Genomic DNA, 13,440 nt, shown 5'->3' with positions numbered 1-13,440 from the left:
AAAAAATTTACGAATGTGTACCACCCATGAAATCTAGGTAAATTCGGCGGACATATTTCGTTAACCGTTAGCTCGCGAGCTGCGGCAGGTCGCGGAACAGCTCCAGCGCCTCCGGATTGGCGAGCGCTTCCTTGTTCTTGACGGCGCGGCCGTGGACCACGTCGCGCACCGCGAGCTCGGTGATCTTGCCGGACTTGGTGCGCGGAATGTCGGTGACGGCGACGATCCTGGCCGGCACGTGACGCGGGCTGGCGCCGGTGCGGATCCTGGCGCGGATGCGCTTTTCCAGGTCCTCGTCGAGGCCAACGCCGGCGGCGAGCCGCACGAACAGCACGACCCGGACATCATTGTCGAAATCCTGGCCGATGCAGAGCGCCTCGAGGATTTCCGGCATCTGCTCGACTTGGTTGTAGATCTCGGCCGTGCCGATCCTCACCCCGCCCGGATTGAGCGTGGCGTCCGAACGGCCATGAATGATCATGCCGCCATGGTCCGTCCATTCGGCGAAGTCGCCATGGCACCAGACATTGTCGAAACGCTCGAAATAGGCGGCGTGATATTTCTTGCCTTCGGGATCATTCCAGAAGCCGATCGGCATCGAAGGGAAGGCCTTGGTGCAGACGAGCTCGCCCTTCTCCTGCCGGACAGGCTTGCCGTCGTCGTCCCAGACGTCGACCGCCAGGCCAAGGCCAGGGCCTTGGATCTCGCCGGTCCAGACCGGCTCGGTCGGCACGCCGAGCACAAAGCAGGAGACGATGTCGGTGCCGCCCGAGATCGAGGCCAGATGCACGTCCTTCTTGATGCCGTCATAGACGAAGCGGAAATCCTCCGGCGACAGCGGCGAGCCGGTGGAGGAGATGGTGCGCACGCTCGACAGATCGTGGCTCGCGATCGGCTTCAGCCCGGCCTTGCGAACCGAATCGATGAACTTCGCCGAGGTGCCGAAATAGGTCATCTTCTCGGCATCGGCGAAATCGAACAGCACATTGCCGTCCGGGTAGAAAGGCGAGCCGTCATAGAGCAGCAGCGTCGCGCCGGAAGCGAGGCCCGAGACCAGCCAGTTCCACATCATCCAGCCGCAGGTGGTGAAATAGAACAGGCGATCGCCATCGAGCAGGCCGGCATGCAGCCGATGCTCCTTGACATGCTGGATCAGCGTGCCGCCGGCCGAATGAACGATGCATTTCGGGATGCCGGTCGTGCCCGAGGAAAACAGGATGTAGAGCGGATGCGCGAAGGGCAGCCGCTCGAAGCTGACGGTCTTCACCGCAAAGGGCGAGAGCGCGTCTTCGAACGCTGTCGCCTTGCCGATGGTGGCCGCGACGTCCTGAGAGGTGCCGAGATAATCGACGATCAGCACCTTGCGCAGCGTCGTAAGCTTGTCCGCGACGGCGCGGACCTTGTCGGCCACCTCGATCGCCTTGCCGTTGTACCAATAGCCGTCGGGCGCGATGAAGACGACCGGCTCGATCTGGCCGAAGCGGTCGAGAACGCCCTGCTCGCCGAAATCGGGAGAGCATGACGACCAGACCGCGCCGATCGAGCTTGCCGCCAGCATCGCGGCGATGGTTTCGGGCATGTTCGGCATCATGGCGGCGATGCGGTCGCCGGCCTTGACGCCGAGCGACAGGAAGAGCTGCTGCAGCCGCGACGTCAGCGCATGGAGCTCGTTCCAGGAGAGTCGGCGCTCGACCTTGTCCTCGCCGCGGAAGACGATGGCCTCGCCGCCACCGGTCTTCCGCAAAAGGTTCTCGGCGAAATTCAGCCTGGCATCGGGGAAGAAGCGGGCGCCGGGCATCCGCTCGCCGTCGACGAGGCCCCGCTCGCCCTTGTCGCCGACAAGCCCGCAGAAATCCCAGACCAGGCTCCAGAAGGCTTCGCGGTTGTCGATCGACCAGCGGTGGAGTTCGGCGTAGGAGGGAAACCCGGCGCCGGCTTGCGCTTCCGCAGCCTTGGTGAAAGCGGTGAGGGGGGCGGCATCAATCCGCTCCTGCGTCGGGCTCCACAAAGGTGTGTCGGCGGCCATAATCGCTCCTCCCAAAGCGCGTCGCGTTCGAGCCAGTTAAGCTCAACGTCGCCTATGCCATCATCCCAAAAACGGCGCGCGATTGCGGATCGGGATCGTGCAGCCCGCTTATGCATATTGCAGCGCAGCAGAGCAAGATTTTGTTCGGGCGAGCCATGGCTGCCGGTGCGCAAATGCCATCGCGAGGCCATAAAGACTTGAAAAGCGTCGGCGCTCGGTTACACCCGTCGGGCGATTTTATCGGCAATGAAAGCATACGGGGCGAAATGCCATCATCTCTGATCCGGCGCGGAGTGTGGGCGATCGGCGTTGCCGTGCTCATCATCGCGCTCGCGGTCGCGGCGCTGCCGCTGATTGCCTCGACCCGCATCGTGCGCGACCGCATCGCCTGGGAATTGAGCGCCTGGAGCGGATTCAGGGTCACGATCGACGGCTCGCCGCGCATCGAGGTGTGGCCGAAGTTCCGGGCGATCCTCAGCGACGTGACGCTGTCGCAATGGACCGAGACCGAAACGCCGCCGGTGGTCGAGGCCGACCGCGTCGAAGTCGATCTCTCAGCCATGGCCGCCCTGCAGGGCGACGTCGCCTTTTCGACCGCAAGGCTGGTGCGCCCGACGATCAGGGTGCAGCGCACGGCAAGCGGCTTCTATCTGCCGCCACTTCCGACCGGCGGGCGCATCACGCGCTCGATCGATACCGCGCGCGGCGTTGTCACCGCCAACCCGCAGAAGCCGGATCTCGGCAGATTGCCTTCCGATCCGTTCGGCACAGTCGAATTCCGCGATGGCCGCGTGGTGACTTCGGTCGACGGCAAGGACACCGAAATCCTGAGCAGCCTGAACGGCCAGGTCAACTGGGAAGCGATGAACAGCGACGCATCGCTGACCGCGACGGGAATCTGGCGCGGCGAGAGCGTGCAGCTCGATTTCTCCTCGGCGAAACCGCTGGTGCTGTTTGCCGGAGGGGCAGCCCCCGTCACCCTCTCCTTCAAGGCGGCGCCCGCGACGCTGTCGTTCGATGGAACGGCCTCGATGTCGGACAATGCCTATCTGGACGGCCAGGCAAAGTTCGCCGCGCCGTCGCTGCGGCGCGTGCTGGAATGGTCGCAGGCCGGCATCGCGCCAGGCGCTGCGATCGGCGCCGTCTCGATCGCCAGCAAGGTGAACGCCTCGGCGGGGCGTGCGAAATTCGAGAACACCACGGTCACGCTCAACAACAATCCGGGCATGGGAGCGCTGGATTTCTCCTTCGCCGAGGGGCGCCCGGTGATTGCCGGCACGCTCGCCTTCGACACGCTGGACCTCAGATCCTTCCTGTCGGCTTTCACGCCGGTCGCGCCCACCGGCCAGGACGGCCCCGGCGACATCGACACCAGCTTCGCCGACCGCATCAATCTGGACCTCAGGCTGTCGGCGGCGCACGCCACGGTCGGCCCGGTGCAGCTTGCCGACGTCGCGGCGACCGCGCAGGTCAAGAACGGCCTGGCCGTCTTCGACATATCCGACGCGTCGGCCTTCAACGGCAACATCCAGAGCAGCCTGCGCTTCGATCGCAAGCCGGAAGGCACGCAGGTCGAGATGCGGCTCCTGGCGTCGGATGTGGATACGGGTGCCTTTGCCACGGCCGCGGGAATGACGCGATTGGTGCCGGCCGGCACCGGGACGGTATCGGTCATCCTCAAGGGACCGGGCAAGGCCTGGAATTCGATCTTCGAGAATGCCGACGGATCGTTCTCGGCGACGTTCGGGCCGGGCACGATCAACGGGCTCGACCTGCCGGCATTCCTCAAGCGCAACCAGCAGGGCGGCTTCTTCGCGCTCGACGACGTCGCCAACGGTTCGCTGCCGATCGACGGGGCCGAGATCAAGGCAAGCATCTCGAAGGGCGTGGCGCGCCTGGACAAGGCCGAGATCAATGCGCAGAAATACAAGATCTGGCTGTCCGGCATTGCCTCCTATGTCGGACGCGGGCTGGCGCTCTCGGGCGGCGTGATGCCCAGCGGACAGCCGGCGCAGCAGTCCCAACAGGCCAACGGTCAAGCGGCCAGCCCGCCCGCGCCCCCGCCAAACCAGTCGCTGTTCTTCGTCGGCGGCAACTGGAGCGCGCCGTTCATCTCGCCGATCGCTCCCGGCGTCACGGGTCAATAAGTTCGGGGGCGCAAGGAGCGCCCCGCTCCTCATTCAACCGCGTTGCGCGGCCTGCTCGTCGAGCTGGCGCTGTATCTCGCGGCGCTTGTTGGCGATCGAGGCGATGATGACGCCGATCGCCACCACTGCGATCAGGATCGTGCAGGCGGCGTTGATTTCCGGGGTCACGCCGAGACGCACCTGGCTGTATATCTTCATCGGCAGCGTGGTGGCGCCGGGACCAGAGGTGAAGCTCGCGATGACCAGATCGTCCAGCGAGAGCGTGAAAGCCAGCATCCAGCCGGAGATGATCGCCGGCAGGATGACCGGCAAGGTGATCTGGAAGAAGGTCTTCACCGGCGGCGCGCCGAGATCCATCGCCGCCTCCTCCAGCGAGCGGTCGAAGGAGACCAGCCGCGACTGCACGACGACGGCGACGAAGCACATGGTGAAGGTGATGTGGGCGAGCGTCACCGTGAAGAAGCCGCGATCGAGGCCGACGGCGACGAAGAGCAAAAGCAGCGAGAGGCCGGTGATGACTTCCGGCATGACCAGCGGCGCGAACACCATGCCCGAGAAGAGCACCCGCCCCCTGAAGCGCGTGTAGCGCGTCAGCGTGATGGCGGCGAGCGTTCCGAGCACGGTCGCGACCGTTGCCGAGATGACGCCGACCCGCGCCGTGACCCATGTCGCGTCCATCAGGCCCTGGTTGTGGAACAGCGACACGTACCATTTGGTCGAGAAGCCACCCCAGACGGTGACGAGCTTGGATTCGTTGAAGGAAAAGACGATCAGAAGCACGATCGGCAGATAGAGGAAGGCAAAGCCCAGCACGATCGAGCTGATGTTGAAGCGGCTCCAGGTCGAGTTCATCTGCCCTGCTCCTGTGCCTTTGCCTGCGCCTGCTGGAAGAACATGATCGGTATGGTCAGCACCAAAAGCAGGATGACGGCCACCGCCGACGACACCGGCCAGTCGCGGTTGGAGAAGAACTCGTTCCAGAGCGTCTTGCCGATCATCAGCGTCTGCGAACCGCCGAGGAGGTCGGGAATGACGAACTCGCCGACGGCGGGGATGAACACCAGCAGGCAGCCGGCGACGACGCCGGGCAGCGACAGCGGGAAGGTGATCTTCCAGAAGGCGCCGGTCGGCGGACAGCCGAGATCCTGCGCGGCCTCGATCAGCGAATAATCCATCTTCTCCAGCGAGGAATAGAGCGGCAGCACCATGAAGGGCAGGTAGGAATAGACGATGCCGATGAAGATCGCGGTGTAGGTGTTGAGGATGACCAGCGGCTGGCTGATCAGGCCCGTGGCGAGCAGGACCTGATTGAGTAGCCCCTCGGGCTTCAGGATACCGATCCAGGCATAGACGCGGATCAGGAACGAGGTCCAGAAGGGCAGGATCACCAGCATCAGCAAGGTCGGGCGGATCGTGGCCGGCGCGCGCGCCATGCCATAGGCGATCGGATAGCCGACGATCAGCGTGAGTATCGTCGAGATCGCCGCGATGATCAGGCTCGTCACATAGGCATTGAAGTAGAGCGCATCCTGGGTGAGCCAGGTGTAGTTGTCGAAGTTGAGCTCGCGGAAGCCTGCAAAGAATCCCGAGACACCATCCTTGAAGTCGAGCACCGGCGTATAGGGCGGCATCGAGATCGCCGTCTGCGACAGCGAAATCTTGAAGACGATGATGAAGGGAATGAGGAAAAAGAACAGCAGCCAGAGATAGGGGATGATGATGACGAGGCGGTTGACGAAGCCCTTCGTCAGTCTCCCCGGCAATGTCGTGGTCTCGGTCGGTGGGGCGGCAGTCGCTGCGATATCGGTCATTTCAGCCCCTACCTCGTCAGCACAACGCCGGCGTCGGGTCGGAAGGAAACCCAGGCGCGGTCGTTCCAGGTGAGCGGATCCTCGGTGATGCGCGAAGCGTTCAGCGCGCTTGCCCGCACGATCTGACCGTCGTCCAGCTTGATGTGGTAGACGGTCATGTCGCCGAGATAGGCGACGTCATAAACCTCGCCTTGCAGCGCGTTGACGGCATCGGCCGGCTTTTTCGAGGAGACCTTGATCTTTTCCGGCCGGATTGCGAAGACGATGTCGGAGCCGGCGGCTGCGTTGCCGCCATTGTCGACGACGATCTGGGCGCCGGTCGCGCCGGTGATGCGCGTCGTGTTTGCCGTGTGCTCGGCGACCTTGCCCTCGAACATGTTCACATTGCCGACGAAATGCGCCACGAAACGCGAAGTCGGCGCCTCGTAGATCTCGGCGGGAGTCGCGACCTGCATCACCTCGCCCTTATCCATGATGGCGATGCGGTCGGCCATGGTCATGGCCTCTTCCTGGTCGTGCGTGACGACGACGAAGGTGAGGCCGAGTTCCTGCTGCAGATCCATCAGCTCGAACTGGGTTTCCTCGCGCAGCTTCTTGTCCAAGGCGCCGAGCGGCTCGTCGAGCAGCAGGACCTTCGGCCGCTTGGCGACGGAGCGGGCAAGCGCCACGCGCTGGCGCTGGCCGCCCGAGAGCTGGTGCGGTTTGCGCTTGGCGAACTGCTCGAGCTTGACGAGCTTCAGCATCTCGGCGACGCGCTTTTCGATATCGGGTCCGGGCATGCCTTCCTGCTTGAGGCCGAAGGCGATGTTCTTTTCCACCGTCATATGCGGGAACAGCGCGTAGGACTGGAACATCATGTTGACCGGACGTTTGTAGGGCGGGATGCCGCGCAGGTCCTGCCCGTCCAGCAGGATGCGGCCCGCCGTCGGCTCCTCGAAGCCGGCGAGCATCCTGAGCAGCGTCGACTTTCCGCAGCCGGAAGCGCCGAGAAGGGCGAAGAATTCGCGCTCGAAGATGGTCAGCGACAGATTGTTGACGGCGGTGAAGTCACCGAACTTCTTGGTGACCTTGTCGAACTGGATATATGGCTTGGCGTTCGGGTCGTTCCATGGCGCGAAATCCCTGCGGATGCTGCCAAGCGATTTCATGATCCCCACTCCGTTACTTTTCTGAATTCCCCAAAAGAAAGCGACCCCGGCAGTTGGCTGCCGGGGCCGCCTCTCTGTGCTTACTGGCCGGTGACGATTTTGGTCCAGGTGCGCGTGATGACGCGCTGCGTCTTGGGATCGTAGGGCTGAACGGTATAGAGTTTCTTCGTCGTCTCTTCGTCCGGGTAAACCGAAGGATCTTCGAGGATCGCTTTGTCGATGAACTGTTGCGAAGCCTTGTTGCCGTTGGCGTAGAGCACATAGTTCGACGACTTGGCGATGACTTCCGGCGTCATCATGTAGTTGATGAACTCGAGCGCGTCGGCGACGTGCGGCGCGTCCGCGGGGATCGCCATCTGATCGAACCACATCTGGGCGCCTTCCTTCGGCACCGAATAGCCGATCTCGACGCCCTGTTTGGCTTCCTCGGCGCGGTTGCGCGCCTGGAAGACGTCGCCCGACCAGCCGATCGCCAGACAGATGTCGCCGTTGGCCAAGGCGTTGATGTATTCGGACGAATGGAACTTGCGAATATAAGGCCGGACCTTGAGCAACGCTTCCTCGGCCTTGGCGATGTCGTCCGGCGAGGTGCTGTTGGGATCGAGGCCGAGATATTTCAGCGCCGCAGGAATGACGTCGGCGGGAGAATCCAGCACATAGACGCCGCAATCCTTCAGCTTGGCCAGCTTGTCCGGATTGAAGAAGACGTCCCAGCTGTCGATCTTGTCGGTGCCGAGCGCGGCCTGCACTTTCTTGACGTTGTAGCCGAGGCCGACCGTACCCCACATGTAGTTGACCGAATATTCGTTGCCCGGATCGTATTTGGCGGTGCGCTCGGAAATGACGTCCCACATATTGGAGAGATTGGGCAGCTTCGACTTGTCGAGCTTCTGGAACACGCCCGCCTGGATCTGGCGCGCCAGGAAGTTGGCGCTCGGCACGACGACGTCATAGCCGCTGCCGCCGGCGAGCAGTTTCGTCTCCAGTATCTCGTTGGAATCGAAGGTGTCGTAGACGACCTTGATGCCGGTCTTCTTGGTGAAGTCGTCGATGATCGAGCTGTCGATATAGTCCGACCAGTTATAGACGTTGACGACGCGGTCCTCGGCGTGGCCGCTTAGTGTGAAAAGCGTCAGAAATGCCGACGTCGCCGAAAGCAAAAGCGCTTTGCGGATCATGGTGTTCTCCTTTGGTGAGTGTTCCCTCGCCGGCTCGTCGCGACATGGCGGGGCGGCGTTGGTTTGAGACTATTGAGCTTTCCGGAGAGCGACAAGCGCGAACTGACCACGCCAGGCTCTATCATGGCATCAAGGTTCGAGGCGTCCCGGCCTCTCCGGCGAGGCGCCCGGGCGGCGTCAACGGCATGCACCGTGGCGTATTGAGAGCTATGACGATGCTGTCCGGTCCCGAGCAGGCCGGCGGAGACACTTGGCAAGATACGCCTGTCTTGTTGTTGCCGTAGTCGCAGCCTGCCCGCCCGGCGACTGGGTTGTCAATGGGGGGATGCTGCCTAAAGCGCGTCGCGCTGAAAGGGATTCAGGCGACGCGCTTCGAGTGTTGGTTTTGATGCATGTCGTTCTCCCAAAACCGCCGCGCAGTTTTGGGCGACATGCTGTTGTCTTGATGCATGTCGTTGCCCCAGAACCGCTGCACACTTCTGGGCGACATGCTGTTGTCTTGATGCATGTCGTTCTCCCAAAACCGCTGCGCACTTTTGGGCGACATGCTGTTGTCTTGATGCACGTCGTTACCCCAGAACCGCTGCACACTTCTGGGCGACATGCATTGGTCAATTGGGCGACGGCAAGCCGGTGACGCCGGGACGCGCCGGCCGCGCCTGGCGCTTGAATTCCAGGCCGATATGGATGAGCAGCGCCGTGACCACGACCGCGCCGCCGATGATGGTGCGCACCGACGGCACTTCGGAATGGACGAGCCAGACCCAAATTGGCCCAAGGATCGGCTCGAAGGTGCCGAGCAGCGCCGCGATCGCCGCCGGGACCAGCCGCGCGCCCATGGCGAAGAAGGCGAGGCCGACGCCAAGATTGACCACGCCGAAGGCGAAGAGGAAGCCCATGTCGCGTGCCGAGACCGCGAATGCCGAGGCCTGGGAAGCGGCGAAGGCGCCGGCGAGCAGCGCCGCAAGGCAATTGGCCGGCACCATGCGCACATGGGCGAAGCGCCGGGTGATCACGGTCGCGACGGAAAACATCACCGCGATCAGCAGCGCCAGCCCGTCGCCGATCGGTGAGACGGCGCCGCCCAGGGATTCGGAGACCATGATGGCGACCCCGGCGATGACGGCGGCAATCGCGACCCAGGTCGCCGGACCGACCCGTTCGCGAAACAGGAGCCAGGCAAGGAGGGCCGCAAGCAGCGGCACGCCGGCTTGCATCAGGAGGATGTTGGCAACAGTGGTGTAGGCAAGCGCCACCACGAAGCTGGTCGAGGCGGTGGCGAAGCAGAAGGCGACGCCAAGGCCGGGCAGGCCCATGTGCCGAAAGAGGTTCAGCGTGCCGCGCCAACCGTCGCGCCAAAGCATGAATGCGATGAGAAAGGCCACGGCCCAGAGCGAACGCCAGAACACCACGGTCCAGCTGTCGCCGACATGGATGAAACGAGCGATGGTGCCGCCGAAACTCCACATCAGCGCCGACAGGAAGACCAGGAGCATGCCGATCCGCTCCTCGCGCGGCGAGACGGCCGGCAAGGCGGTGGAGGACGGAGCGACGGAGGACGAGGCGGTACCGGTCATGGCGGATGGCTGTCAGCGAGTTGCGTTCGACATGATGCACCAGGGACGACAAAGAACTGCGTCTCAATCGCGTAGCGCAACAGCGCAAAACCGGCGTGATCCAGCATCCGGCGAAGCTTGGGGCACGTCGGCCCGGATCACCCTTGGAAATCGAAGGCGCTGAGACCCGTCACCATCTCGTCGAGGCCGAGCGGGCGCGTCACCGGCGGCTCGGCGCGCGCAAGGCAGCCGACGCGCTCGCAGAGCCTGCAGGCGGGGCCTACCAGCGTGGCGAAGCCTTGCCCGGGCTTGCCGGCGGCTCCGACCGGCAGCGCCGCGCCATAGACGATCTCGTCGCGGAAGCCGATGTCGCAGCCGAGCAGGAGCGCGGTGCGGCGCGGCCGTTCGGAGAAGGCCCCTTGCGGGCCTTCCAGCGTGCGGGCGATGCAAAGGAACTCGGCGCCATCGGGCATTTCCACCGCCTCGACCAGGATCTGGCCCGGCTGCGAGAAGGCCGCATGGACGGGAAGCTTGGGGCAGCCGCCGCCGAACCGGCTCTGCGGATAACCCTGGCTGCCGGCCTTGCGGAAGCGGTTGCCGGCGTTGTCGACCTCCAGCATGAAGAAGGGAACGGCCGAGGCGCCCGGCCGCTGCAGCATGGTCAGGCGATTTGCCGCCTGTTCGAAGGACACGCCGAAGCGGGAGCGCAAGACGTCGATGTCGTAGCGGGCGCGCAGGGCCGCGGCATGGAAAGCCTGATAGGGCATCATCAGTGCGTGCGCCGCGTAGCGGCCGAGTTCGAAGCGGGCGAGCCGCCGCGCCTCGTCGGTGCCGAGCTTCAACGCCTGGATCTCGCCGGCGACGGCCACCGACATGCGGATCAGGCTCGCCTCCATGGCGACTTCACGCAGCTGATCGAAAGGCGACAGCCGCTCGGACAGGAACAGACGCTGCGAATGACGGTCATAACGGCGGCGCCAGTTGGGCATGGTGGCGACCGGCAGCACCTTGACGACGATGCCGTGCTCCCGCCTCAGCCAGGCCTTCAGCGCGGCGAACAGATCGTCCCCGGGATCGAGGACCGATGTGAAAGCCTCGGCCTCCTCTTCCAGCGAGGCAAAGTGGTTCGGGCGCCGCTCGAACACATCGTGGACTTCATCGGCGGGCAGGCGCGCGCCGGACAGCGCGGTCGCCCTGCCCTCCTTGACCAGAAGCTGGTTGAGATCGGACAGGCGCTCGGCCTGCTCGCGGTAGGCGCGAAAGAGCTTCACCATCGCCGCCGAAGCATTCGGCGCCGTCTCGGCGAGATCGATCAGCTCCTGATCGCCAGGCAGCTCGCCGGCAAGAAGCGGATCGCTGAACGCTTCGCGCAAGGCCGCGATCGAGCCTTTTGTCTCTCCCTGAAGTTCGTGCGGATCGACCTTGTAGACCGAGGCAAGCTTGAGGATGAGCTGCACCGTCAGCGGCCGCTGGTTGCGCTCGATGAGGTTGAGATAGGAAGGCGAGATGCCCAGTCCCTCGGCCATCGCCGTCTGGGTCAGGCCCCTGGCGTTGCGCAGCCGGCGCAGCCGCGGCCCGGCGAAGATCTTCTGGTCGGCCATCCCCGCTGTCCTTGACAAGAATTTACATGATCATCGCGCCCGGCTGACGCTTCACGCTTTTACAATCGTGACAAATTTACAGGGAGAGTCTGTCAATGACAATACAGCTTTTCCTCTATTTTCCGAGACATTTGGCGGTTTTCCTAGGTGCCTTTCGCGTCGCAATGTAAATGATGTCACACGCAGACGTCGCAGGATATGCCTTTGCGATGCAGCGCTGACGCAGCCACCAAATGACCCGGAGTGATCAATGACCGATTTTTACAATCTCGTCCCCTCCGCGCCGGAAGGCCGTTTCGACGGCATCGAGCGCCCCTATTCGCCGGAGGATGTGAAGCGGTTGCGTGGCTCCGTGCAGATTCGCCAGACGCTGGCCGAGATGGGCGCGAACCGGCTGTGGAAGCTCATCCACGAGGAAGATTTCGTCAACGCGCTGGGCGCCATGTCGGGCAACCAGGCCATGCAGCAGGTCCGGGCCGGGCTGAAGGCGATCTATCTCTCGGGCTGGCAGGTCGCCGCGGACGCCAACACCGCCTCGGCGATGTATCCCGACCAGTCGCTTTACCCGGCCAATGCGGCGCCGGAACTCGTCAAGCGCATCAACCGCACGCTGCAGCGCGCCGACCAGATCGAGACGTCGGAAGGCAAGGGCCTTTCGGTCGACACGTGGTTCGCCCCCATCGTCGCGGACGCGGAGGCCGGCTTCGGCGGTCCGCTCAACGCCTTCGAGATCATGAAGGCTTTCATCGAGGCAGGGGCCGCCGGCGTCCACTACGAGGACCAGCTGGCGTCCGAAAAGAAGTGCGGCCATCTCGGCGGCAAGGTGCTGATCCCGACGTCGGCGCATATCCGCAACCTCAACGCGGCGCGCCTCGCGGCCGACGTGATGGGCACGCCAACGCTGGTCGTAGCGCGCACGGACGCGGAAGCGGCGAAGCTGTTGACCTCCGATATCGACGAGCGCGACCGGCCTTTTGTCGATTACGATGCAGGCCGCACGGTCGAGGGTTTCTACAATGTGCGGAACGGCATCGAGCCTTGCATCGCGCGCGCCGTCGCCTACGCGCCGCATGCCGACCTGATCTGGTGCGAAACCTCGAAGCCGGATCTGGCGCAGGCGCGGAAATTCGCCGAGGGCGTGCACAAGCACCATCCAGGCAAGCTGCTCGCTTACAACTGCTCGCCGTCTTTCAACTGGAAGAAGAATCTCGACGACGCGACGATCGCCAAGTTCCAGAAGGAGCTCGGCGCGATGGGTTACAAGTTCCAGTTCATCACGCTCGCCGGCTTCCACCAGTTGAACTTCGGCATGTTCGAGCTGGCGCGCGGCTACAAGGATCGCCAGATGGCGGCCTATTCGGAACTGCAGGAGGCCGAGTTCGCGGCGGAAGCCAACGGCTACACCGCGACCAAGCACCAGCGCGAGGTCGGCACGGGCTATTTCGACGCCGTGTCGATGGCGATCACCGGCGGCCAGTCTTCCACCACCGCCATGCATGAATCGACCGAGCACGCCCAGTTCAGGCCGGCGGCCGAGTAACGGATAACAATCAGAGGAAACGCCCGCAGGGCATTTGCATCGAGGAGAAGACCAATGGCATCGATAAGCCGCGTCAAGGAAAGGGCAGAAGAACAATCGAGCGCGATGAGCGTCGACCAGCAGGCGACGATCCGCATGCTCGCCAACGATCTGCACAGGCTCAACCAGTCGGTCATGAAGGCAGTCGAAGCCGGCGTCTCGGTGGAGCTGGTGCGTTCGGCCAGGCACCATGGCGGCGACGGCAACTGGGGAGACCTTTTGATCCCGGTGATCGTCACCCAGCAGAGCCACACTTGACGTAACGTCAACAGTCTCGGCGAGTGTCTCCCGCGCGCTATACGTTCGGGAGACTATCGCATTTTTTCGATTTGCCTTCGTCATCGAGAGGTACGACTTGCGCTGAATTCTGGAATTCTTGCTATATTTTCGACTT

The 13,440-nt window shown here is 63.6% G+C and carries 11 protein-coding genes; 3 read left to right on the top strand and 8 right to left on the bottom strand.

Translation table 11 applies throughout. The features are described 5' to 3' along the window. Window positions 1-67: 67 nt before the first annotated feature. Window positions 68-2,026 (bottom strand): acetoacetate--CoA ligase, encoded by a 1,959-nt coding sequence (locus MJ8_RS05920; RefSeq protein ID WP_201413515.1) that lies wholly within the window; start codon window positions 2,024-2,026, stop codon window positions 68-70. Window positions 2,027-2,292: 266 nt separating this feature from the next. On the opposite strand from MJ8_RS05920, the gene MJ8_RS05915 reads away from it, so the two are divergent. Further along, window positions 2,293-4,173, top strand: a complete 1,881-nt coding sequence (locus MJ8_RS05915; protein WP_201413514.1) for an AsmA family protein — start codon at window positions 2,293-2,295, stop codon at window positions 4,171-4,173. A 33-nt stretch (window positions 4,174-4,206) separates the two neighbouring features. Here MJ8_RS05915 and MJ8_RS05910 read toward each other — a convergent pair whose 3' ends face one another. The 7 genes from MJ8_RS05910 to MJ8_RS05880 all read right to left on the bottom strand — a co-directional run bounded on the left by MJ8_RS05910 (window position 4,207) and on the right by MJ8_RS05880 (window position 11,467). Continuing rightward, a complete protein-coding gene (locus MJ8_RS05910; RefSeq protein WP_201413513.1) occupies window positions 4,207-5,025 on the bottom strand; it encodes an ABC transporter permease in 819 nt (272 codons plus the stop codon). Next, entirely contained in the window at window positions 5,022-5,984 is a 963-nt protein-coding gene (locus MJ8_RS05905) for an ABC transporter permease subunit (protein WP_201413512.1), read from the bottom strand. Before MJ8_RS05905 ends, MJ8_RS05910 begins: the two co-directional genes overlap by 4 nt. An 8-nt stretch (window positions 5,985-5,992) precedes the next feature. Continuing rightward, complete coding sequence (locus tag MJ8_RS05900) at window positions 5,993-7,132, bottom strand: ABC transporter ATP-binding protein (protein ID WP_201413511.1); 1,140 nt, start codon at window positions 7,130-7,132, stop codon at window positions 5,993-5,995. 80 nt (window positions 7,133-7,212) lie between these two features. Continuing rightward, window positions 7,213-8,310: a polyamine ABC transporter substrate-binding protein gene (locus tag MJ8_RS05895; protein ID WP_201413510.1), complete on the bottom strand. Its 1,098-nt coding sequence runs from the start codon at window positions 8,308-8,310 to the stop codon at window positions 7,213-7,215. Window positions 8,311-8,668: 358 nt separating this feature from the next. After that, a complete protein-coding gene (locus MJ8_RS05890; RefSeq protein ID WP_201413509.1) occupies window positions 8,669-8,818 on the bottom strand; it encodes a hypothetical protein in 150 nt (49 codons plus the stop codon). A 103-nt stretch (window positions 8,819-8,921) separates the two neighbouring features. Then, window positions 8,922-9,887 carry a DMT family transporter gene (locus MJ8_RS05885; RefSeq protein WP_225248147.1) on the bottom strand — a complete coding sequence of 322 codons (966 nt, stop codon included), beginning with the start codon at window positions 9,885-9,887 and terminating at the stop codon, window positions 8,922-8,924. Between the two features lie 137 nt (window positions 9,888-10,024). After that, entirely contained in the window at window positions 10,025-11,467 is a 1,443-nt protein-coding gene (locus MJ8_RS05880) for a helix-turn-helix domain-containing protein (protein WP_201413508.1), read from the bottom strand. Between the two features lie 250 nt (window positions 11,468-11,717). Here MJ8_RS05880 and aceA point away from each other — a divergent pair, with 250 nt between their 5' ends. Both aceA and MJ8_RS05870 read left to right on the top strand, forming a co-directional pair. After that, window positions 11,718-13,007, top strand: a complete 1,290-nt coding sequence (aceA, locus tag MJ8_RS05875) for an isocitrate lyase (RefSeq protein ID WP_201413507.1) — start codon at window positions 11,718-11,720, stop codon at window positions 13,005-13,007. Window positions 13,008-13,061: 54 nt separating this feature from the next. Continuing rightward, complete coding sequence (locus MJ8_RS05870) at window positions 13,062-13,304, top strand: hypothetical protein (protein WP_027168360.1); 243 nt, start codon at window positions 13,062-13,064, stop codon at window positions 13,302-13,304. The last annotated feature ends 136 nt before the right edge of the window (window positions 13,305-13,440 follow it).

It is taken from the genome of Mesorhizobium sp. J8, from assembly GCF_016591715.1.
In the GTDB taxonomy this organism is placed as follows: Bacteria; Pseudomonadota; Alphaproteobacteria; order Rhizobiales; family Rhizobiaceae; genus Mesorhizobium.
This window is presented reverse-complemented; position numbering and strand designations above follow the sequence as displayed.

Excerpts from the sequence above, each read along its gene's own strand:
- MJ8_RS05920 (WP_201413515.1), bottom strand. The coding sequence starts at position 2,026 with ATGGCCGCCGACACACCTTTGTGGAGCCCGACGCAGGAGCGGATTGAT.
- MJ8_RS05915 (WP_201413514.1), top strand. The coding sequence starts at position 2,293 with ATGCCATCATCTCTGATCCGGCGCGGAGTGTGGGCGATCGGCGTTGCC.
- MJ8_RS05910 (WP_201413513.1), bottom strand. The coding sequence starts at position 5,025 with ATGAACTCGACCTGGAGCCGCTTCAACATCAGCTCGATCGTGCTGGGC.
- MJ8_RS05905 (WP_201413512.1), bottom strand. The coding sequence starts at position 5,984 with ATGACCGATATCGCAGCGACTGCCGCCCCACCGACCGAGACCACGACA.
- MJ8_RS05900 (WP_201413511.1), bottom strand. The coding sequence starts at position 7,132 with ATGAAATCGCTTGGCAGCATCCGCAGGGATTTCGCGCCATGGAACGAC.
- MJ8_RS05895 (WP_201413510.1), bottom strand. The coding sequence starts at position 8,310 with ATGATCCGCAAAGCGCTTTTGCTTTCGGCGACGTCGGCATTTCTGACG.
- MJ8_RS05890 (WP_201413509.1), bottom strand. The coding sequence starts at position 8,818 with ATGCATCAAGACAACAGCATGTCGCCCAGAAGTGTGCAGCGGTTCTGG.
- MJ8_RS05885 (WP_225248147.1), bottom strand. The coding sequence starts at position 9,887 with ATGACCGGTACCGCCTCGTCCTCCGTCGCTCCGTCCTCCACCGCCTTG.
- MJ8_RS05880 (WP_201413508.1), bottom strand. The coding sequence starts at position 11,467 with ATGGCCGACCAGAAGATCTTCGCCGGGCCGCGGCTGCGCCGGCTGCGC.
- aceA (WP_201413507.1), top strand. The coding sequence starts at position 11,718 with ATGACCGATTTTTACAATCTCGTCCCCTCCGCGCCGGAAGGCCGTTTC.
- MJ8_RS05870 (WP_027168360.1), top strand. The coding sequence starts at position 13,062 with ATGGCATCGATAAGCCGCGTCAAGGAAAGGGCAGAAGAACAATCGAGC.